The 22,172-nt window shown below is 48.1% G+C and carries 17 protein-coding genes; 6 read left to right on the top strand and 11 right to left on the bottom strand.

Features of this window, described 5'->3' with window-relative positions:
• Window positions 1–126: 126 nt before the first annotated feature.
• Window positions 127–1,392: a hypothetical protein gene (locus tag GZ78_RS11630; protein WP_034835593.1), complete on the top strand. Its 1,266-nt coding sequence runs from the start codon at window positions 127–129 to the stop codon at window positions 1,390–1,392.
• 62 nt (window positions 1,393–1,454) lie between these two features.
• On the opposite strand, the gene GZ78_RS11625 is transcribed toward GZ78_RS11630, so the two are convergent.
• Genes GZ78_RS11625 through GZ78_RS11610 form a run of 4 tightly spaced genes read right to left on the bottom strand, consistent with a single transcriptional unit; the run spans window position 1,455 to window position 3,830 of the window.
• A complete protein-coding gene (locus GZ78_RS11625; protein ID WP_051786075.1) occupies window positions 1,455–1,928 on the bottom strand; it encodes a DoxX family protein in 474 nt (157 codons plus the stop codon).
• A gap of 56 nt (window positions 1,929–1,984) precedes the next feature.
• Entirely contained in the window at window positions 1,985–2,743 is a 759-nt protein-coding gene (locus GZ78_RS11620; protein WP_034835590.1) for an HvfC/BufC N-terminal domain-containing protein, read from the bottom strand.
• Complete coding sequence (gene bufB / locus GZ78_RS11615; protein WP_152558699.1) at window positions 2,740–3,552, bottom strand: MNIO family bufferin maturase; 813 nt, start codon at window positions 3,550–3,552, stop codon at window positions 2,740–2,742. Before bufB ends, GZ78_RS11620 begins: the two co-directional genes overlap by 4 nt.
• A gap of 23 nt (window positions 3,553–3,575) precedes the next feature.
• The gene (locus GZ78_RS11610; protein WP_034835587.1) at window positions 3,576–3,830 is read right to left on the bottom strand and encodes a BufA1 family periplasmic bufferin-type metallophore; all 255 of its coding nucleotides are present in this window, start codon (window positions 3,828–3,830) and stop codon (window positions 3,576–3,578) included.
• A 225-nt stretch (window positions 3,831–4,055) separates the two neighbouring features.
• On the opposite strand from GZ78_RS11610, the gene GZ78_RS11605 reads away from it, so the two are divergent.
• From GZ78_RS11605 to metF, 4 genes are all read left to right on the top strand, one after another.
• Window positions 4,056–4,250: a DUF4250 domain-containing protein gene (locus GZ78_RS11605; RefSeq protein ID WP_236631534.1), complete on the top strand. Its 195-nt coding sequence runs from the start codon at window positions 4,056–4,058 to the stop codon at window positions 4,248–4,250.
• Window positions 4,251–4,341: 91 nt separating this feature from the next.
• A complete protein-coding gene (locus GZ78_RS11600; RefSeq protein WP_034835581.1) occupies window positions 4,342–6,030 on the top strand; it encodes a T3SS effector HopA1 family protein in 1,689 nt (562 codons plus the stop codon).
• Between the two features lie 112 nt (window positions 6,031–6,142).
• Window positions 6,143–7,540 carry an adenosylhomocysteinase gene (ahcY, locus tag GZ78_RS11595; protein WP_034835578.1) on the top strand — a complete coding sequence of 466 codons (1,398 nt, stop codon included), beginning with the start codon at window positions 6,143–6,145 and terminating at the stop codon, window positions 7,538–7,540.
• Window positions 7,541–7,965: 425 nt separating this feature from the next.
• Window positions 7,966–8,817, top strand: a complete 852-nt coding sequence (gene metF, locus GZ78_RS11590; RefSeq protein WP_034835575.1) for a methylenetetrahydrofolate reductase [NAD(P)H] — start codon at window positions 7,966–7,968, stop codon at window positions 8,815–8,817.
• Window positions 8,818–8,878: 61 nt separating this feature from the next.
• Here metF and GZ78_RS11585 read toward each other — a convergent pair whose 3' ends face one another.
• A complete protein-coding gene (locus tag GZ78_RS11585; RefSeq protein WP_034835573.1) occupies window positions 8,879–9,244 on the bottom strand; it encodes a hypothetical protein in 366 nt (121 codons plus the stop codon).
• Window positions 9,245–9,682: 438 nt separating this feature from the next.
• Here GZ78_RS11585 and GZ78_RS11580 point away from each other — a divergent pair, with 438 nt between their 5' ends.
• Window positions 9,683–10,408: a 16S rRNA (uracil(1498)-N(3))-methyltransferase gene (locus GZ78_RS11580; RefSeq protein ID WP_034835571.1), complete on the top strand. Its 726-nt coding sequence runs from the start codon at window positions 9,683–9,685 to the stop codon at window positions 10,406–10,408.
• A 341-nt stretch (window positions 10,409–10,749) separates the two neighbouring features.
• On the opposite strand, the gene GZ78_RS11575 is transcribed toward GZ78_RS11580, so the two are convergent.
• The 6 genes from GZ78_RS11575 to pilG all read right to left on the bottom strand — a co-directional run bounded on the left by GZ78_RS11575 (window position 10,750) and on the right by pilG (window position 21,625).
• A complete protein-coding gene (locus tag GZ78_RS11575) occupies window positions 10,750–11,235 on the bottom strand; it encodes a chemotaxis protein CheW (RefSeq protein WP_034835570.1) in 486 nt (161 codons plus the stop codon).
• A gap of 16 nt (window positions 11,236–11,251) precedes the next feature.
• Window positions 11,252–17,452 carry a hybrid sensor histidine kinase/response regulator gene (locus GZ78_RS11570; protein WP_034835567.1) on the bottom strand — a complete coding sequence of 2,067 codons (6,201 nt, stop codon included), beginning with the start codon at window positions 17,450–17,452 and terminating at the stop codon, window positions 11,252–11,254.
• 316 nt (window positions 17,453–17,768) lie between these two features.
• Complete coding sequence (locus GZ78_RS11565) at window positions 17,769–19,853, bottom strand: methyl-accepting chemotaxis protein (protein ID WP_034835565.1); 2,085 nt, start codon at window positions 19,851–19,853, stop codon at window positions 17,769–17,771.
• 257 nt (window positions 19,854–20,110) lie between these two features.
• Window positions 20,111–20,656, bottom strand: coding sequence for a chemotaxis protein CheW (locus tag GZ78_RS11560; RefSeq protein WP_034835563.1), 546 nt, complete (start codon window positions 20,654–20,656; stop codon window positions 20,111–20,113).
• Window positions 20,653–21,027 carry a twitching motility response regulator PilH gene (gene pilH / locus GZ78_RS11555; protein ID WP_034835560.1) on the bottom strand — a complete coding sequence of 125 codons (375 nt, stop codon included), beginning with the start codon at window positions 21,025–21,027 and terminating at the stop codon, window positions 20,653–20,655. The genes GZ78_RS11560 and pilH overlap by 4 nt, the downstream gene beginning before the upstream one ends.
• A gap of 238 nt (window positions 21,028–21,265) precedes the next feature.
• A complete protein-coding gene (gene pilG, locus GZ78_RS11545) occupies window positions 21,266–21,625 on the bottom strand; it encodes a twitching motility response regulator PilG (RefSeq protein WP_034836532.1) in 360 nt (119 codons plus the stop codon).
• Between the last annotated feature and the right edge of the window lie 547 nt (window positions 21,626–22,172).

Raw genomic sequence — 22,172 nt, 5'->3', positions numbered from 1 at the left:
ACTCTGTCTTGAACCTTTCAGAACTTCTGAACTCTAGAAATAAAGTATTCCTCATTAAAGGATTCTGAAAACGCCTGATGCAAAGGATGGCGATAGGTTTCAATCAACAGTGACAGGGACGTAACTATGGATATTTCGTTTACAAAGGATGGCAATGACTTGTTTGCTCCAGAGCCTGCTCTGACAACGGCAGGTCAAGCATTCGTGGGGCAGTTTAATAGTTCTTCTGTCACGGGCGCGCAGCCAACAGCTCATGTTCAACAAGGTCAGGACCCTGTTCAGGTCAGACCACCTGCCTCTTCTATTTCACTCAATAGTCCTATATCAGTTGTGTCTTCTGCAGATCCTATGTTGTCTGGATTCAATGCCGATAGTGGAGAATCGTTGACGACGCCAGTGTTTACAAATGAAAGTGGCGGTGATCTTTTCAGTTTTGATCTTGATGAGGGCCTAGACGATTTTCTTGCTGGATTAATAGGCAGTGAACCTGTGCCTGCACTTCCTCTCTCCACTGTAACAACGGATTCTGAACAGGAGATGAGGGCGATGGGATTGTTGAATACTTCTTCAGGGATATTGTGTGAAGAATTGAGTGGTGGTACCAGTCAGCAGTCGGGAAGTGAAAGTGTTGAATTAACTGAAGAGGTGATTAAACTGCTGGTGAATAATCCTGATCAGATGGGTAGTTTGATTTCAGGGGAGCTTCCCATGATTCCTCAGCCTCAGATGCCTGTCGCTCTAACTCCAATTCCAACTCCAACTCCAATTCCAACTCCAACTCCAACTCCAACTCCAACTCCAATTCCAGAAACTCCTGAGGAAGAAATTCAGGAGCCAGGGCCTATAGTGAAAGCGTGTCATTCAAAGAGTCCCAAGTCAGCGACTTGTAGTAACAAAAATGTGGAAGAGGTTGCGGAAAAACTGATTGCTGATGAGGCTGCGAGAAGTTGCCCGATAAGCGCTCAGATCATCGGTAGGCAACTAACAAAAGACATGTTGAGTGATATGGATGTTAAAGAATTCGATACCTTGCTTTCAGTCAACGGATTGGATGATGTGGATGTAGCCGCTATGAAAAAGTGGCGTAGAAACAGTAAAAATAGGTTTTCAGCACAAGCCTGCAGAGAAAGGAAGTCTAAGGGAATAGAAAGCCTTAATGTTACAATCAAGAAGCTTAAAAAAGAGAAAAAAGAGCTGGAACAAAAGCTCAGGTCACTGCCTGACGTTATCAAAGAATGGAAAACAAAAGCTCAAGCTCTGGAGCAAGAAGCGTTTGACAGAGGTGACTTTAGCAATGTGGTTCAAGGCAGATTGGAGGCTGGAGATATAAAGGGCGCTATGGAAATTACGACCTGGTTGCAGCAGCAGATTCAGGGGCAACAAGCAAAGTAAGCACTATACGGAAAGGGGGCTAAAATAGCCCCCTGCTTAAGTGATGTGTAACAAGAAAAGTCTTACACTCTTCCTGTGTTCAATTTCGCGTATAACTTATCAATGTAGAGCTTCTGAATGATACGATCCAAAGTAATCTGCCCATTGCCGTATACTGCAAGCACCATCAGCATCAAGCCCCAGAGATAATGTTGTTGCATACCGGCAGCGCTGATGTCTGGATACGATAAGACTGCAATCAGATTAACGAAAAACAATGATATGGCTGCAATAGGGCCGCCGAGTCCGAGCACGAGAAGAACAGGGAAGAAGAGTTCACCAAAAGTACCCAGCCATGCGGCTATGTCAGGTGCCAGATAAGGCACTGCATATTCGTATTCAAACAGCATCATCGTAGTGTCCCAGCTCTGGTATTTATTGAGACCTGCAAAGAAAAATACATTAGCCACCCACAAGCGAAGGCCTAATGGCAGTAGTTGCTGTAAAGGCATTCGGATAATGGCTAAATATTCTTGTGCTGTCTGGATTTTCATCATGAATGCTTCCTTCCTTTTGTTATTTTAAACTGGCTTAGCCTCTGGCCTGTATTCGGTCAGCTGACTTTGTTGATAAACCCTTGCTCTATGCAGCTGGAAAAGGCCGAAAGGCAGTTTTCCTGTCCTCGTGAAGACAGCAGTTCACAACACTTTTCCAGGTCAGGTTGCTCTGACAAAGTCGACAGCAGCTCAAATTGTTCTTGGCTCAAAGCAAAGCAGGTAGCCTGATGATTGTGTTGATCAATGAGAATCCGGGAGGGAAAGTAATCATCCAGATTCATTTCGGGCTCATCGAATTCTTGATGCATTTGCCAGATGTCCAGTACCGGATAATCACTGGTCAGCAGTGTGGCATGGGTTGGCAAATGAAATTGACTGGCAGTACCTTGCTGAATCGCAGTTTGTATTTCATCCAGACTCATCGATGGCGACTCTGGTTGCAATTCACATTGGTGAATTCTCAGTTCAAGAAGAATCAGGTCGGGTAGATAGACCAATTGTTCAAGTTCTGGAAGTCGGGCGACGTATTCATGAAGATCCTGGCCGACGTTTTCCAGTGAATGGTCGGAAAAATCCGCGTGGCGAATGTATTGGCTCAGAGTACCTCGAAAACATTCTTCACCCAGTAATCGATGGGTAACGGGGAAGGTCAGTTTCAAAGCCCTGATGGTGACTTCATGGATACTGTTGCGATAAACGTTCAGACCCTGCTCTGGTGTCAGGGCACAGGCTGCTTGAATACAGTCCGGAGCTGGCTCAGATGTATTGGACTGAATCCAGTTCAGCATCTCATTTTGCAGTTGCTCCAGTTTCATGATGCCTTACCCAAGTCAGCGATCAGATTTTCCGCTCGCTTTGCCTGCTCATCCAAACTCTGCCAGGAAGGAATATCGGTATCCCATTCAATCAGGGTGGGAATCTCTCCTGTCAATTGCAGACACTGCTCATATAATTTCCAGACCGGCTCAGCAATGGCACTGCCATGGGTGTCCAATAAAAAACCCTGATCCGTTTCGGTATGACCGCCAAGGTGAATTTCTTTAACACGTTCCGGTGGGACCGTAGCCAGAAAGTTCAGTGGGTCATAATCATGATTACAGGCATTCACATAGATATTGTTAACGTCCAGCAGGGCATAACAGTCTGCTTTTTCCAGCACGGCAGCAAAGAATTCGGCTTCACTGAGTTGTGAATGATGGAATCGGATATAACTGGAGACATTCTCGACCAGAATCTGTTCTCCCAGAAAATCCTGCACCTTCATGATTCGCTCCGCTATGTGACCTATGGCTTCTTCCGTATAGGGAAGAGGCATCAGCTCATGCAGATAAGTGCCCGCGATGGATGTCCAGCATAAGTGATCGGAAAGCCAGGCAGGCTCCAGGTCATCCCTGAGTTGTTTGACCCGGGACAGATATTCCCTGTTCAAAGGATCACTGGAGCCCAGTGACATACCCACTCCATGCAGGGTCATGGGGTAATGTTCCCTGATGGTCAGCAAGGTTTCTCTTTCGCGGGTAGGGAACAGGAAGTTATCTGTCATAGCCTCCAACCAGGGCATATGGGGCTGCTGCTCCAGAACCTGGCTGAAATGCACTTCCCTTAGACCGATACCTACAGACATCGGTCTAATGTCAGGGCTCTGGCTCATTTTTTCAGGCTGCCACCTACCAGTTTGTCACAGGTGCCTTTTGGGACATAAATCCACTCGGTTTTGTCACCGTCGGTTTTGGCCTGGGCTGCACAGCTGTGCTTATCTGTTCCACAGTCATTTTTACCTGCCTTCGCTACGCCATAGCACTTTTCCATACCGGACTTGGCCGCATGAGCAGTACCTGCAGTAGACATAGCCAGAACAGAACCCAGAGCAGAAGCGACGAGTAATTTGGTTGAGTTTTTCATGGAGGGAATCCTTTGAATTTTTTATGTTTGTTGTTGGGCAGACTTCACTGTCTGCAAAATAAGATACGCCTTCTTGATTCATTTGGATTCAGAATTTTTTTAATTACTGTCAGCTTGATGACAACCGTTTGATTTCGTTGTAGTTATATTTTTTGGAGAACAGTGCTATTTTTATTTTTGTCGTTTGCTACCCGTGTCATCATGATTGACGAGAGGAAATTCTCTGTGGAAATTGAACACGCCGAAAAGCTGGAGCCTCATATTCTGCTCAGTATTGCCAATGAGAGGCTGCGATTGAGTTGCAAAAACCTGGAGCAGCTGTCCGATGATCTTGATCTGCCTATTAAACAGATTGAGCGAATGATGAAGCAGATTCATTACCATTATCAGATTGAGAATAATCAGTTCACCCATGATTGAGGATTATTAGCCATGGACAGGCTTTCTCTCTGATAAACAAGCCCGCCCGTCTGCCGACAATCAAAATATCTCACTGGGTAAACAGGCAGCCATGGATCCCACTCCTCCACCTTCATCACATCGTCTTGGCGATGCGATTGATCCTCCTTCTGACAGCAAGGAGATTGATGAAACCAGACCCCAAACGACTCAGGGTGAGGTGCAGCAGGGTATTATTAATCAGCGCCATATTTCCCATGTTCAGGGACCCGCAAGAAAAGCGCTTCAGCACTGGGCAGAAGAAGCTGCGAGAATGAGTCTCAACTCTGAAAAAAGTACTCAAACCTGTGTACGAGATCTGTATCGGCGCGACTGTCCGAAGCAGGCACCCAGACCCTTAACGAATACTGATGCCAGGATGCTTCTGGGAACTATTGTCAGGTTGGAAAAAAAATATGACTTGCTGCGTGTTTCAATGAGAGAGTTTAACGTTGGCGTAGCCTCTATGCTTGATTCCCCTAACTTTCGAGAGACTCAGTATTTCTTTGCTTTTCAGGATTTGCCTGATGAAGGGACTGGCGATGGAAGTCGTCTGACTCTGAACTTGCATCCTGACAAGGTGAAAGAGGTCATAGAAGTGCTGGTTGAAATGATGCATCAGGCTCCCTGGTCTGAGCTGATCAGAAAGACAAAGATTCAAGCGCTTTCGAGGTTGGGAAAAACAACCGACTGTCTTGTGGTCTATTGTACTTTCAGCCCGGATCAAGTCATGGCGTTGGCACAGGCTGTTGATGAGAAAATTCCAAAAGGATTTCGACTGGAACATACGCCTTTTGGCATGGAACGCATTTATACCGGAATTGCTTACAGTGAGCGAAAAGAAGGCGATTCAGGGAGTCATGGCAATTCACGAAACAAGGTAATCTGCAGGGCGTTGAGACGCTGCCGTCACAACTCCGACCTGGATTTGACCCGGATTCTGAATGAAGAACTGTTGCTATCTGGCTATGATCCGGAGAACCCGGCAAGGCTGGCCAGAACCAACGATTTTATGGAAATTGTCTCAAAGCTGGCCCGTGACAAGGAACCGACCGTTCAGCTGGCGGATATTGAACTGGAGTGCCGTGGTCTGTTTGGTCGAAACACTTCCCCGCCAGAGATGACTCGAGAAAGTGAAAGGGTCCTTAAAAAACTGTTCGAGCAGTTGCAGGGGCAACCGGATCTCAGGGTGCAAAGGTTGGGTTATGGCATGAGACCCTTGTCTGAACCCAGTTTGGGGGTCTCCAATGAGGCTGCTGTCAGGTTTCTGAAAGTATCCAGAGCGGATGGCGTCAGAGGGGCTGAATCGAGCCCTTGGGCCGTTTTGACACTTTGTCTCTCTCCTGAAAATACCGTTAAATCGTCTGAATCGTTGCTGGCTGAACTGGAACGTCTGAAGCAGGAGCAGAAGCCAGCCTTCCTGATTTTTAGCTCACCAGAAACGATTAAACGATCAGGCACTGCTGCCGCACTGTATGTGCAATCCGGCCCGGGAAGTGTTCAGCAATGTGTGGAAAGACTGGCAGATTGCTTGAAAGGTTCTGTGCAGGAGAATGCCTGTATTCCTGTGATGGAAAAGTGCTCAGAGGGTATTTTTTATTCGGAAGCACTCAATAGCAGGGACTCATTTGATACTTCCAGAGGGGCTGCTGTTGCGATGGGCTTTCGAAAAACAATCGAATCAGGCTATTTTCTTGAAAATCTTTCCGAGGCCTTACAAGTAATGGGCGTGAACCCGGAAAACCCGGCAAAGCTGTTGTAATTGACGACTGAATACTTATTAAAAATCTATATCAAAAAAAATTGATATAGATTTATGCGGCTGTTAGACTTCACATAATCTTTCGGTAAGTACGCATAACAGGATCATACCCATGAGCGCTACTCCTGCAGCTGTTGAGAGCTTCACTGACTATCGGGTTGCCGACATTTCCCTGGCCGAATGGGGCCGCCGCGAAATTCAGATCGCAGAGGGTGAAATGCCCGCCTTGATGGCTATCCGCCAGAAGTACCGTGATCAGCAGCCTTTAAAAGGGGCAAAGGTCATGGGCTGTATCCATATGACCATCCAGACCGCTGTTCTGATTGAAACCCTGATCGACCTGGGAGCAGAGGTACGCTGGTCTTCTTGTAATATTTTCTCTACTCAGGATCACGCTGCTGCAGCTATTGCTGCTGCCGGTATTCCAGTGTTTGCCTGGAAAGGTGAAACAGATGAAGAGTTCTGGTGGTGTATTGAACAGACCATTCTGACAGAAGGTGGTCAGCCTTGGGATTCCAACATGATCCTGGACGACGGTGGTGACCTGACTCTGATGCTGCATGATAAGTATCCTGAGATTCTGGATAACATTCACGGCATTTCTGAAGAGACCACCACAGGGGTTCATCGCCTGGTGGAAATGTTGGAAAAAGGCACGCTGAAAGTACCGGCAATCAATGTTAACGATGCCGTTACCAAGAGCAAGAACGACAATAAATACGGCTGCCGTCACTCATTAAACGATGCGATCAAGCGCGGAACTGACCATCTGCTGGCCGGTAAAAAAGCTCTGGTCATTGGTTATGGTGATGTGGGTAAAGGCTCAGCGGCTTCCCTGCGTCAGGAAGGCATGATCGTTAAAGTGACCGAGATTGATCCAATCTGTGCCATGCAGGCTTGCATGGACGGCTTTGAAGTGGTCTCTCCTTACATTAACGGTGTCAACGATGGTACCGCTGGCAGCATCAACAAAGAGTTGCTGGGTACCACTGACCTGCTGGTCACGACAACCGGTAACGTACATGTGTGCGACCGTGAGATGCTGATAGCCTTGAAGAGCAGCTGTGTTGTCTGCAACATCGGCCACTTTGATACTGAGATTGATACAGCTTTCATGAGGGAATCATGGGAGTGGGAAGAAATTAAACCTCAGGTTCACAAGATCTGGCGTGACAAGGGCAGTAATGATCATCTGATACTGCTCTCTGAAGGTCGTCTGGTCAATCTGGGTAATGCTACTGGGCACCCATCTCGAATTATGGATGGTTCATTTGCCAACCAGGTTCTGGCGCAGATTCATTTGTACGAAGAAGGTTTTGCAAACCTGTCTCAAGCTGAAAAGTCTGAGAATCTATACGTGAGCGTTCTGCCCAAGAAGCTGGATGAAGAAGTAGCAAGCTACATGGTTCAGGGTTTTGGCGGGGTCATTACTCAGTTGACAGGTCAACAGGCTGATTACATTAATGTCGCTGTTGAAGGTCCATTCAAAGCTGACGAGTACAAGTACTAGGAGCCTGACCGAGAATAGCGTCCGAGCATAAAACTCAGTAGAACGAGTCAGCTTTTTCACTGGATTTGTGCGAATAGTTGACCTATTTAAGCAAATTCAGTGGAAAAGATGGCCGTTCTTTCTGGGTTTTAGGCCGGGCTGTCTATTCTCGGTCAGGCTCCTGGGAGCCCAGGCGTTAATGCTCATGCATACTCCGTTCATCCTGAGCTTCTCGTAGGATGCTGGTCATGCACTTCGACAAGCTCAGTGCGAACGGTATGGGGTATAACGCTTGGCTGAAAGCCTGTACCTTTGTGCAGGCTTTCATGCCGATTTAAATGCCTTGAGGATGGGGAAGGATTTTCATCACTCCAGAATGAAACCATCATGGTTTAAACCGTTGTAACCATGAGTGATAGCACAGTGATGAAGGCTCTGAGATAACGATGACAAGTAACGAAAAAAAGCTGCCAATCAGCTTTGAGTTTTTTCCGACTAAAACGGAAGAAGGGGCCAAAAAGCTGGATCAGACAGCCATTGAGCTCTCCAAATGCCAACCTGAATTTTTCTCTGTGACCTATGGTGCCGGTGGCTCAACCCGTGACAGAACGCTGGATACGGTACTGAGTGTTCGCAGCTGCACAGATGTTTCTACAGCTCCTCATTTGTCCTGTGTGGGTGACAGCAAAACTCAGTTGAAGGCCCTGCTGGAACAATATAAGCGTCAGGGAATTAATCGTATTGTTGCTCTGCGTGGCGACTTGCCATCCGGTATGGGGCGTTCAAACGGTGAATTGCAGTATGCCAATGAACTGGTGGAGTTTATCAGAGCAGAAACTGGTGATTACTTTCACCTTGAGGTCGCTGCTTATCCCGAGGCTCATCCTCAGGCGCAAAGCTTTGAAACAGATCTGGCCAATTTCAAACGCAAGGTTGATGCAGGTGCCAGCTCGGCTATTACCCAGTATTTTTTTAATGCTGACAGCTACTTCCACTTTGTTGATCGGGCCGCCGATTTAGGTGTTGATCTGCCGATTATTCCAGGCATTATGCCGATCACCAACTACACCCGTTTGGCTCGTTTCTCTGATGCCTGTGGTGCAGAAATTCCACGCTGGATTCGCAAGCAGCTGGAAGCGTATGGTGATGATATTGAAAGCATCAAAAAGTTTGGTGAAGAAGTCATTACCAGCCTGTGCGAAAGACTGATCGAACAGGGTGTTCCGGGGCTGCATTTTTATGCCTTGAATCAGGCTGCTCCATCCAGAACTATTTGTCAGAACCTTAAGCTGGTCTGATGATTATGCGATCAGAGTGCTTCTGATCGCATTAGCTCCCTTTCCAATTTTTTAAGCATCCTTAAACAGCCAGGAAGAAAAGATTCGGGTCATAAATGGCATAACGAACCATGTCATCAGTATGCAGGTACAAATACAGCTGATGAGAATGGTTATGAAAGTGGGTATTCCTGCGGGCAGCATCAAGGGCAGAAAGGAGTATAGTGTCAAACAGTGGGTAAACCGCCAGCAGAGTGACCATAGCCATTTTGTAGCGAGGGATCGTTTTTGGTGGGATGTCTGGTAAATCAAACCAGAGTTCCATCCCCTCATTTTTTTTGTACTGAAGCTTCTTTTCCAGCAAGGGCTGGAGTTGAGTCAGCCAGTTTTGACGCTCTTCTGACTCTTCCCAGGCAACCAGATTTGAGTGATGGTCAAATCGGAACACCGCTGTATATGCAATGTACTGCTTAGAGGTCCGGTCTGGCGATCTGAAAAAATAGGCCCCCTGGTGACCTTTACCCCCTGGTGACCTTTACCCCTTGGTGACCTTTAAAGGTAGCTGCAGTTTGCGTAATACCAGAAATCCATTGTTTAAAGGCGTCTTCCTGATCTGGCTTAATATGATATGACACCATCACGGTGATAGGGTCATTGAGTTCAGTTGCAAATGTCTCCAATAGTGTCTCCCGATACTACTCTAATGGGCGATTGTCGTGTTGTTCAGTTGTTGAAGTGTCCGAACCTGAGCGGTTGAACTAAACAGTGAATCCTGCCATATCGTGAGTGCTTGGGTATAATTCTTTCATAATTCAATGTTATTTAAAAAGAAGAGCGATAGGGTTACTGGTCCTTCAGGAATCCTAGGCTTTTCCATGAGAACATCATGAGAAACCCTCGAATCTATACCGATCAGCCGCTGATCAAAGATCAGATCGTAGAATTAACAGACAGTGCTGCCAACCATGTTGGTAAAGTACTTCGAATGAAGCCTGAAGAGTCTCTTATCCTGTTTAACGGCAAGGGATCTTCATGGCAGGGGACTATTCAGATGGTATCAAAGAAAACAGTGACGGTTGCTCTGGATGCAGAAGTCGCCCTGATCACAGAATCTCCTTTGAAAATTCATCTGGGACAGAGTCTGAGTAGAGGCGAGCGAATGGATTACGCTATTCAGAAAGCCACTGAGATGGGCGTTACTGAGATAACACCCCTTTTTTCAGAGCGCTGTGAAGTGAAGCTGAACGCAGAACGCCAGGAAAAGCGAATCAGGCACTGGCAACAGGTGGCCATTAGTGCCTGTGAACAGTGTGGCCTGAACAGAGTACCAGTCATTCACCCACCTGAGAATGTTGCTGACTGGATGGAGAAGCAAACCTCAGATCTAAAATTTGTGCTTCATCACCGAACGGATAAAAAGCTAGAGGGGTTCAACCAACCTGCAACGGTCTCGCTGTTGATTGGTCCTGAAGGCGGGTTGACTGGAGAAGAGATTACCCAGGCAGAGTCTTCCGGTTTTCATGCTTTAGCACTGGGCCCAAGGGTTTTGAGAACTGAAACTGCGCCTGTGACAGCTGTTAGCCTAATGCAGTATCTTTGGGGTGATATCTGATTCCAGGAGTCCTGTCGGACTTAAGGCAGTTTTGGCCTAAATTCCAGAAAGAAGGGCTCAATTTTTCGATGAATTCGATTAAATAGGTCAACTATTCGCACGAATCCATAGAAAAATTTGACTTGTTCTACTGAAGTTCATGCTCGAAAGCATAAGTCCGATAGACTCCTTGTACTCGAAGATGCAGGAGCTAGAGCAACGCAGGAGCAGTTGCCGTGATGGCCGCTTTATGGGGCACCCTCCGGGCGACTGAGAGAGGGCTCATTAGCGCGTTCCAACCGATTGAAAGATGTTGATATTCCTGCACGGTTGCGCCTTGTTCTGAGCCCTCTCTCAGCCTCCTAGTATTGACCTTCCAGTTCAACCAGTTTCTGTTCCAGTTGTGAAAGGTCGGGTATAGCCGCAGGAATTTCCCTGACGATTACTCTGGATGTTTCAGCTGCACCTGTCGTACTTTCCGTTTCTGGCATTGGCCGTATATCTCCAGCCAGTACTTCCATCTCTTGGGGGATACCCTGAATGACAATGCCGTAGAAAGGCAGTTGCTCATTGCCAGTGACGCTGTGCATTACGGCAATTCTCGCCGTTGCAGAAAAGTCTGCAAATCGACCTCCGTTGATCCGCTCAAAGGAAATCAACGGAATAGTTTGACCTCGCCATTCAATTTCACCCAAGTACCATCGGTTTTCCATATTGCCACCGGATGGACGGCTGTAGTCCACCACATCGGCAATACAGGAAGCGGGCAGCAAAAGTGGCTTCTGCTGCATTGGGATCAAGCGAGACTTCAGGCTTCCGCTCTCTGCCTGTTCAGAACTGCCCGCCATTATGCTACTCCTCTAATCATTGTTGTGAACCAGCGCCAGCTTTGACTCCGATCAATTGTCCGATGGATGCCAGTAATGCTGCTTCCTGGAAAGGTTTGCCCAGATACTCATTGACACCCAGGCTAAAGGCTCTGGCTTTATGCTTCTCACCGGTTCGGGAGGTTATCATGATGATCGGAAGAGACTTCAGCTTGCTGTCATTACGCACGGCACTGGCCACTTCATAACCATCCATTTTGGGCATTTCAATATCCAGCAACATGATGTCGTAACTGCTTTCAGCAAGCTTCGCCATGGCTTCTACGCCATCCCTTGCACTCTCAACCAGATAGCCGTTACGTTCAAGCAGACGTGTAGTTACTTTTCGTACGGTGACCGAGTCATCCACTACCAGAACTCGCTGAACGGATTCTGTTTCTTCTTCCATCTGGTTGGTCAGCTCTACATAGTGCTGCTCGATGCGATGTCTGCGTACCAGTGTTGCCGGGTCGATAATGATGGCAACACGGCCGTCACCAAGAATGGTGGCACCGTTGACACCGGTCAGGCCCGCAAACTGTGGACCCAGACTCTTGGTAAAGATTTCACGACCGCCAATAATTTCATCCACATGCAGGGCCAGGTTTTTCCCCCCACGCTCAATGATGACTACCGGGCACTGCTCTGGTTGTATTTTGGGGTTAGCGTCCCCCAGAAGCTCACCCAGGAACATAAGCTGGTGATCTATGCCACCGTACTCCAGAGGAGTATTGTTCTGGTAGCAGTCGGTCAGAACGTGTGGTGCGACTACAGTGATACCATCAATGGACTGCATGGGCAGGGCATAGAGACTGTCCGCTACCTGAATCATCAGGGCGCGATTTACTGACAGGGTAAATGGCAGTCGGAGCTTGAAAGAAGTTCCTTTGTCAGCCTCGCTGTCAATCTGGATGCTGCCACCCATCTGACGTATTTCGGTATTAACAACATCCAGACCCACGCCTCGTCCAGAAATCTGAGTCACAGATTCGGTGGTACTGAAGCCTGCTTCCAGAGTGAGCTGAGCAATCTCCTGATCGGTCAATTCATCTTCCGGAGTGATCAGGTGTTTCTCCAGCGCCTTGGCATGAACTGCCTGAAGGTTAATACCTCTGCCATCGTCGCTCAGTTCGACAACAATGTCGGCACCATCCCGGGTAATGGCAAGTGTCAGGCTGCCTGCCTCTGGTTTGCCTAGTGCCAGTCGATCATGCACTGAGGGTTCAATACCATGGTCAATAGCATTTCGAAGCAGGTGCTCCAGCGGTGCCAGAATCCGTTCGAGCATGGTTCGGTCCATTTCACCTTCAGCATTACTGACATTCAGGTTAACGGGCTTGCCCAGTTCAGTAGACAGCTGACGGGTAATCTTACGCAGACGAGGAAGCAGACGGCTGAAGGAAACCATTCGGGCCTGCATCAGTTTTTCCTGAAGCTCTATCAGAGTTCGGGATTGCTGAAGCAGCAGGGTTTCTGCATCGCGGTTTTTATCCTGAATACCTTCCTTAAGGTCTTTAAGGTCAGTTGCAGACTCTACAAGAGAGCGGGACAGCTGAGTCAGCTCTGAATACTGGTCCATTTCCAGCGGATCAAACTCAGGGTTGCTGCCATGCTCTTCCTCGAAGGTAGAAATAATCTGGGCCTGTGTTTCAGTATCCAGACGACGCAGCTGTTCTTTAACCCGGTCGATGGTGCTGTCCATCTCTTCCAGGGTGTTACTGATGTCCTGAATCTGCTGTTCGATACGACCACGATTAATACTGGACTCACCAGACAGATTGATCAGTGACTCCAGAAGCTGTGCAGGCACACGAATCATTTCGTTGCCTTTGGACAGCATTGGGACAGCGCTGTTGGTGACTGGTGTTTCTATGCGTGTGGTGGCAGGAGCAGGAGCAGGAGCAGGAGCAGGCGCAGGCGCAGGCGCTTCTACGATAAATTCTGGAGCAGAAGAGGGGCTGTTTTCTGCTTCTGTGATAACGTCTGTTTTGAGATTGTCGTCAGCAATCACCAGGGTATCATCTACTGCAATTTCTGCAGGCTGGACGCTGGCTGTGTCTGATTCTCTTTTAACTTTGCCTGATAAATAGTCAGGAAGGATCTCAACAGGGCTGTCAGCTCTGGCCAGAGGTGGCAGTTCTGCTTCGCAGTCATTATTGAGCGACCACTGCTCCAGTTGCTCTACCAGAGGTGTAACAGACTTCTGAGGTTGCTGGTTTTTTAAAGCAACCAGCATCTGGTCAATCTGGTCATGAGCCGTCTGCAGCAAGTGTACGGGGGCTTTTTCTGCAGAACTTCTGCCACTGGCAATAGCACTGTATATATCTTCAATGGCGTGACTGAGGTCGCCAAGCTCGGGCTGATCAGCCATTCGTGCGCTGCCCTTGAGCGTGTGAAGGGAGCGTTGCAGATCCGTCAGTGGTGCCAGGTTTTGACGATGATTCAGCCAGTCTTCCAGAGCATGATGACAATCTTCAGCCAGGTCGGTGGCTTCTTCCAGGAAGAGTTCAATCAGTTCCAGGTCATGCTCTTCTACTTCAACGTTCAGAACAGGAACTGGATCGGGGGCTGGAGTCTCCAGAACCACTTCTTCATCTATTAATGCTTCTGGTTCAGCCTCGAGCGGTGCTTCAAAAGCAGGTGCTTCTGGCAAAGACTCCAGAATAATCTCATCCAACTCTTCGCTTGCAAGGACAGGCTCTTCGGATGAAGACTCCAGAACAACTTCGTCAATTTCAATAATTTCAGCGACGGGGTCAGCCTGATGAGATTCGAGGCCAACAGCCAGAGAAATCTCAGGTTTGGCTTCAGCCGTCAGCAAGGTCTCAAGTGATTCCCTGAGCTCCGTAAATACAGACTGTGGTGGAACCGGTGTCTGCTGTGCTGCCACCTGGTTCATCATGTCGACCATGGCTTCAAAGCCGTTGGACAGCGGTGCAGCCAATACTCCGGGCAATATTGTTTCGTGTTTGTCCAGATAGTTCATTACGTCCAGCAGAACATCGCAGAGTTCTGCCAGCGATGTCAGGCGTGCTTCGCCCGAGCGTTCTGCCAGTATCGTCAGCTCTTTCTGGAACAGAGCCAGCTCGTTCTTGGGCAGAGTGTTGCGCCAGGTAGAAAGATACTCGTCGGCATCCAACAACAGACCCAGATCACTGTGAGCAAACAGATTGGTGTCCTGGCCACCGGTGTATTTTCTATTGGTCGACTGAGCCTTGTGCTGTTCAGTTATGAGCTGGGCATGAAGGGCTTCCAGCCATGACAGGTAGTTTTCAGAATCCAGTATTGGCTGTTTGGGAGATAAGGTCAGTTGCTCAAGACCATCTTTGATTAACTCAAGGCCTTTTTCCAGCATACTGATAACCCGGTCATCGGCCGGAATCAGGTGTGCTCTGAAATCTTTGATGTTCTTTTCAAGAGCAACAATGATCTCAGCCAGAGGAGCAATTTCTGCCATCAGGGCAATGCCCTTCATGGTATGCAAAGAGCGTTGCACCTGATCACTGATCTGGCGCTTGCCACCCTGAATTTTCACCTGATCAACAAATGACTGTACAACGTCCAGGTGTGTTCTTGATTCCCCCAGGAATACATTGAGCAGCTGAATGTCGTAAGCAACCTGCGTGGTTGGTTCTTCAGAACCAACATGAGATTCTGTTGCAAGTTCCAGTTCAGGCGCTGGTTTTGATAACTCTTCTACTATTGCCAGCTGTGCTGCTTCGGCGTCAGGTTCTTCTGTCAGTTCGAAGTCGATATCTGAGTTGCTGACAATGGCGTCATCAATAGCGTTTTCCTCGTCCTCAATGGTGTATTTCTCACCCTTGGACAAGGCGTCTGCCTGCTCCATGCAGACCAGAACTTCATGAGTCAGCACCTGATTCTGCTCTGCAAAATCAGAAATCAGCCCCGGCAACATATCGGTAACCCGGCTGATCAGGCTTCTTAGTTCAGGGCTATTCTGAACCGTTCCGTCGATCAGTCGATTTAGCATGTTTTCGATGGACCAGGCCAGTTCGCCAACAACGTTGGCATCTACCATTCGTCCACTGCCCTTCAATGTATGAAAGGCTCTTCGGACATCTTTCAGGGTCCCGTCAGCATCCTGATTATTGGCCCAGGCAGGCACACTTTCAGCAAGTTGCTCCTGAACTTCACCGGCCTCTTCAATAAAGACTTCCAGCAGTTCATCGTCAATGATGCTTTCTTCTTCTGCTGTCGTGTCTTCAACTACGGGAGCTATGACTTGTTCGGGTTCAGGGGGTTGTGGCGTGGCTGAGGGTGATTCAGCTTCAACACTGCTGGATGTTGTGAATTCAAACTGAACTACATCGTAAGGGCTGACTTCTATAGGTCTATTGGTCAGTGTGACAGAAGCCTGAGCTGCCAGATTCTCTGTTTCTACTGAACTCTGGATCTTATCTTCATTCAGGGCGACAGGCACTGAGCCGTCCAGGAAGCTTTGTTCATCAAGCTCCAGCTCGAGCGCGTTTTCTTCCTGCTCTGGGGTGTCTGTAGCCAGTTCAGAAACACTTTCAGCTGGCTCGGTTTCGGGGACACGCAAAGCTGACAGGCTTTCTTCTGCAACATCCAGAATCGCTTCATGCTCTTCCTGGCTCTTGTCGCTGAGTCTTTCCAGATAATACTCAATACTGGTAACCGCATCTGCCAGCTGCTCGAGTTCCATTTTTTCAGGCGTTTTATTATTCTCTATCCACTCTCTCTTGATATGTTCAGAGCAGACTCTGACCAGATCGGCAGCACGGGTCAGAGGGGTCATGGACAAGCCACCCTGAACCTTATGAAGTAGCTCGGGAATCTGGTTCAGGAAGTCGGGGTGATGATGACTGTCAACAAAGTCGACAATGGCATCCTTGGTTTGCTCAAGATAGTGACGAGCCTCTTTGATAACAGCCTGATACACCTCTTCCAGCAAAGGTGAGCTGTCGCCTGTTTCCAGGCTTTCACCTGCAGCGTATCTGGACAGTGCGGCTTCAAGATCGAGAATTGTGCCCGCTACTTCCATCAGATGCTCTTCAGCATTCTGTCCTGTATTGATCACCGTCTGAATCAATTCTTTTTTCTGTTTCAGGCGGGTTCTCAGATCTTCCATTCCCAGAATGGTCAGGGTATCAGCCACTTGTTGAATAATGGGTAGCTGATTTTCCAGAACCAGGGGATCGGGGTCGGTAGAGAGCAGATACAGGTCCAGGGCTTCCTTAATACCTGTCAGCTCATAGTTCAATGCCTCAACAACCGGTGTTGTAGCATCTACACTGGTCAGAATGTCAGAGACATCTGCTTGAGCCTGGTGAAGAACTTCTTCCAGTTTGTATCGGGCTTTCAGTGCGCCAGTGAAACCCTCCTGACCTTCCGAGGAAGCAATATAATAGAGGAGCCCCCGAAACAGTTCATCATTGGGATGAGTGTTGATGAAGGGAGCGCCCTGCTTAATAAACAGACGGATCTGGCCATCCAGTTCTCGAAGCAGGTTGGTAACATGTATATTTTGTTCAATTGACTGATTATCCAGTCCTTCGGTCAGTGCAACACTGGCTTCCCAGAGAGGGGAAAGCGGCGCTCCCCAGGAGAGGTCCTGGAGTTTGGAAAACAGCTTGGCCAGTACCTTAATTTGCTGGGCACGATTCTGATCACGCAGATAGCCGGCCAGCGTTAGCTGATACTTTTGCCGTATTTTTCTCAGTAATGGCACCAGACCCGTTTTTTCAAGACTCTCCAGTTGTGGAGGCTCGACAGGATCAATCAGAGAGGTGGTGTCTGGAAAGAAAAAAGTGGCTTCTGGCAGTGAGTCTTCACCGCGTAACTGTCTGAGTTCGTTGATCAGAGGTAGAAGCGACAGTGGACGATCGACGCCACTGTTAAGAGTCTGTTGAATATAACCTGGCAGCTGCAAGGTAGCCTGCATCAGGATTTCCAGGGCCATTCTGATGTCGGGTACACGTTGACTGAGTAATGCTTCAGTCAGTCTGTTCATTTCCAGACTTAAATGGGTTGCGCCTTCATGTTGCAACATCTTAAGTGCACCATGAACCTGGGTAAATGCACTTTGCCCGGCATTGATATGGGTTGGGTTGCCTGGCTCTTCCTGGTATTTTTCCAATGCCTGGCGGGCTTGAACGAGCGTTTGCTCAATCTCTTCCTTAACCCAGTCCAGGCCAGCATAATCCTGTTGTTCAGCCATTGACGGCCCCCGCTATTCCGTGCCAGCAACCCATGCTGCTGGAATAAAAATACGTCAGTTCTCTAATCTTTATCGTGAAAAACTGCTTCAGCCGCTCAAGGCGGTATGCCATGAAAGTGCCAATTTGTTGTCGTTTATCTGGCCTTTGTAGTTCATGGCAGTTTTGTGAAAATGCTGTCAGCGTGGCTTCTGATGAGTTTGGTCAGAAGCGAAGCAGGCTACCGGATCAAGATAAAGGCAGCACTTTAGGCTTATAGCTTTCACTGTCGGGTATTAACCTGACAGAAGCTGGATGTGCCAGCCTCTGTCAGAACGATCAGACTGTGATTTCATCTTCCTGCGTTGTATTTGCGGCCTCTTGGCCAACGGAAGGCAGGCGAAAACCAGATACAGACTGACGCATTTCCAGAGCCATTTCCGCCAGGTTACCTACCGAGCCGGCTGTCGCTGTTGTACTGGACGCCGTACGGGTGGTGATATCCCGGATAGTGGTCATACGCAGGGAAATCTGTTCTGCAGAGCCTGTCTGTTTCTTCGCTGTGTCGGAAATGTTGCTGATCAGACTGGCGAGGTTACTGGATACTTTCTCAATTTCTTCCAGAGCTACACCGGCATCCTGTGCCAGTCTGGCACCATTAACTACCTCAGAAGTGGTTTGTTCCATGGAGATAACCGCTTCGTTGGTATCCGTCTGGATGGTGGATACCAGTGCTTCAATCTGCTTGGTTGCACCCGAAACACGTTCCGCAAGACGCTGTACCTCATCCGCAACTACTGCGAAGCCCCGGCCCGCTTCACCCGCCATAGAGGCCTGGATAGCGGCGTTCAGAGATAGAATGTTGGTCTGGTCGGCAATGTCGTTGATCAGAGCGATGATGTCACCGATTTCCTGGGAAGATTCACCCAGACGCTTGATCCGTTTTGAAGTGTCCTGAATCTGTTCACGAATGGTGTCCATGCCTTCAATGGTGTTTCGTACGACCTGACCACCACTGGTTGCAATTTCTACCGACCTTTCTGCTACGTGAGCTGACTCGGAGGCGTTAGCGGATACCATGTTCATAGATTCGGTCATGTCATTGACCGCTTGGGTGGCAAAGTTGATTTCCTCTGCCTGGTAGTCTGCAGCTTCGGCCAGCTCTTTTGCAGTACTCTGGGTTTCCTGGGCTGAAGTATCTACTTCTACCGCTGTCTGGTTGATGGTGTTTACCAGAGCACGGAGCTGCTCGATCGAGAAGTTGATGGAGTCTGCGATAGCGCCGGTAAAGTCTTCGGTTACTGTCGCCTGTACAGTCAGGTCACCGTCTGCGAGGTCAGCCATTTCATCCAGAAGACGCAGAATCGCAGCCTGGTTGGCTTCGTTCTGGGCGGCAGTTTCAGCCAGACTCTGGCGAGTATCTCTTACAATGGTCAGAGCAATCATAAGCAGAGACAGCAGGGCAATGACACCCGCAATACTGATCACCGTATTGTTGACCAGACGCTGGTCAGTCAGGCTTTCAAAAGTGTCTACGAGAATAGAAGTCTGTTGCAGTAATTGCTGAGAGTCAGTAAAAATCTGGTCAGAAGCAGCACGCACCTGGAACAGTTCCGGGGAGGTCTCCAGGATCTCGTCAACGCTGCCTTCTACAAAGCCGAACAGGTCAGAAATCTCGGCCAGACGATCAATGGCTTCTTCATCGGTGACCTGACTGATACGCATGGCCAGGTTACCTTCCAGCATACCGTTCAGTACACGACCAAAAAGCTTGGCATCACGACCAAAGCTGTCTGCCGCCATGATGGAGTCTTCACCCCCTTCCAGTACTTTGGAGACGCTACGAATAATACGTTCTGCGAGCCAGGGTTGGCGTTGTGCCAGGGCGATCTGATCATTTGGAGCGCCATTCTCAAGGAGAATCTCAACAACCTCGTCGTATTCCACCTGCAACTGAGGAACCGTTTCACCCAGTGTTTTTGCAACTTCGTGCAGGGTCAGTACGGTTTCTTCTGCGGCCAGAATGTTATCCGCTTCGACTTTCAGTTCCGACCAGGCAGCATCCAGTGTCTCTATCTGAGCAGTAGCATTATTGTCACCGGGGCTCAGAAACGGAGCAACGGAAAGCTTGGAGCTTTTCAGAGAGGTAAAACGCTCATCGAACTCGTTCCGGGCTTCCCGCAACAGAGCAAAGGCTTCTTCTTTACCAGCAGAAGCCTCGGTAGCACTGGTGGCTATCCTCTGAGAGAGCACCCTGAGCTCGCCGGCATCAGTCAGGTGTTGTTGATCAAGTTCACTTTGCTGGCTGATAAAGATAAATGAGCCAGTGATGACGGATAGGGAGAGTATTAACAGGATAATCGAGGCCAGAATGGCTCGGCTTGCCCCTGCTCCCTGGGCGTTGGTTGCTGTATTGCCTTTCATTATTATGGTCCCCGGTGACTTCTTCGGAATGCTCGCTTTTTTGATTGTTTTTATTGGGATAACTTTTTACCGTGAATCCTCTTTTTTCATCAGAAATGAAGGAAGAGTGTTTCTGGCACTCAAGCTTGTCATCACCTGAGAGATAAAAAGCATCTTTTGATCATGACTGATAATAAAAATGCCGCCCAACCGTTCTTTATTCTTGTATGCAAAGAAAGCGACATTTTTTACCCTGAGCTTTTTCAGCTCAAGATTGATTACTCTTTGGCTGCTTTGAGAAAGCGAGAGTCATTCACCAGCAGCTGTGTGTTAAACACCAAGTAATCTTTATCTTGATGATATTGGCCAACAGTAAACGGTTTTACTTCATCAAACAGTTGGTCGGGCACTGCATCAGAGAACTGGCTGGTGGAAAAATGCACCATGCCTTGTACTTCATCAACAATTAAGCCGACAGATAGTTCTCCCTGTTCGACAATCATAATCCGGTTGGCAGACTCGCGATTGTCTCGAGTCTTACCCAGAAACTCTCCCAGATCTATGATAGGAAGTAAACGTCCGCGTACGTTTGATACACCTTTTGCCCATGGATGTACACCGGGCAAAGGTGTGGTGGATGGAACGGGTAGAATTTCCGTAACCTCACCAATTTGTACTGCAAACTGCTGGTCATTCAGTGTGAAGCCAACGCCATTCCACGATTCAACCCGGGTTTGCTTTTCAGGCGGCTCAAAAGCATTCTGGCTGATCCTGGCATCCAGCTCCACCAATGCCTCAAAAGGGCTTGTGTGAGCGGTACTCATGCAGATTCGGTTTCCAGAACATTGCCCAGTGTCTTGAGCAGGGTTTCTTCACGGATGGGTTTGGTCAGATAGTCTTTCGCACCCTGCCTCATACCCCAGACCCTGTCAGTTTCCTGATCTTTGGTAGTGACAATCACAACCGGAATATGGGAGGTATCATTACCTTTAGACAATTGACGTGTAGCCTGAAAACCATTCAGACCCGGCATGACAATATCCATTAATACTGCATCGGGATGCTCTGCCCGGCAAAGTGCTACACCATCGGCGCCATTTTCTGCAGTCAGCACACTGTGTCCGTGCTTTTCCAGCATGGCTTTCAACTGGTACAACTCAGTGGGTGAGTCATCAACAATGAGAATGTTTGCCATTATTATCCCCTGTTACTGCTTTTGCCCAAATCCTCAGGGCCAAGCTTTTTTTCATTGTTATCAGCCGCTTTCCTTACCACGAAAATACCGTGTTTTCATCGCTGGAATGGAGGTATTTTCGTGCTCTGCCAGAGGGTACTTCTTCTCAAAGTTATCAGATTCCCGCCAGAACAAGAGGTTTGAAAGCGCAGTACATGTTTATACCAGATCTTTTCACACTTTTCTTGTCAAACTCTTATTAAGCTACTGCCGGACAGTAATTCCTGATGGCCCCCAGCAATTCATCCTTGCTGAAAGGTTTGGTCAGGTAATGATCTGATCCGACGACCCGTCCCTTTGCACGATCAAAGAGTCCATCCTTGCTGGATAGCATGATAACTGGGGTTTTTCGGTAAGAATTATTGTTTTTGATCAATGCGCAGGTCTGATAGCCATCCAGTCGTGGCATCATGATATCGACAAAAATAATGTTGGGCTGGTTATCAGCAATTTTTGCCAGCGCATCAAAACCATCGGTGGCCGTCACAACTTCACAGCCTTCTTTTTTCAGGAGTGTCTCTGCGGTTCTGCGAATAGTCTTGCTGTCATCGATCACCATCACTTTCAGGTGATTCAGGGTGACAGCACCACCATTTTGACTTGAAGGCGATGCAGCGTTTGACTCATAGCTGTTCATGCTTTTGTCCATACACTCTGATCACCTGAAACATGATCCTTCGATTTCAGGTGTTTTTTTATTATATCTGCCATGAAAATACTGATCTTCTTTTGTTTATGGATGGTCAGTACTTTCCGCTCATGGCGGTTTGTTCATACCCTTCTCAATGCTGATTGAGAGGAAGAGCAATGATGACTCAAAGCTTTTTTCAGATCTGTGAACACCGTTTTAGTGACATGTTGTTCACTCATAGAACGATGACATGCCATGTTATGGCTATTCCGGGTCAGATCTGATGTTGAGAAAAATCGATTGTTTTCAGTATTCGTGCATTTTCTTATGTCCATTCTGAAATGCCATTATTTCAGTCAGACTCCCAAATCTTTTTAACACAGTTCGTCGGTGAATAGCCAGACGATGAGTGGGTCAATAGCCCGACAAATTGAGGGATATTTGACTAAAGCCACATCTTTGGGCGCCGATGTAT

The sequence above is a fragment of the Endozoicomonas numazuensis genome (assembly GCF_000722635.1).
In the GTDB taxonomy this organism is placed as follows: Bacteria; Pseudomonadota; Gammaproteobacteria; order Pseudomonadales; family Endozoicomonadaceae; genus Endozoicomonas_A; species Endozoicomonas_A numazuensis.
This window is presented reverse-complemented; position numbering and strand designations above follow the sequence as displayed.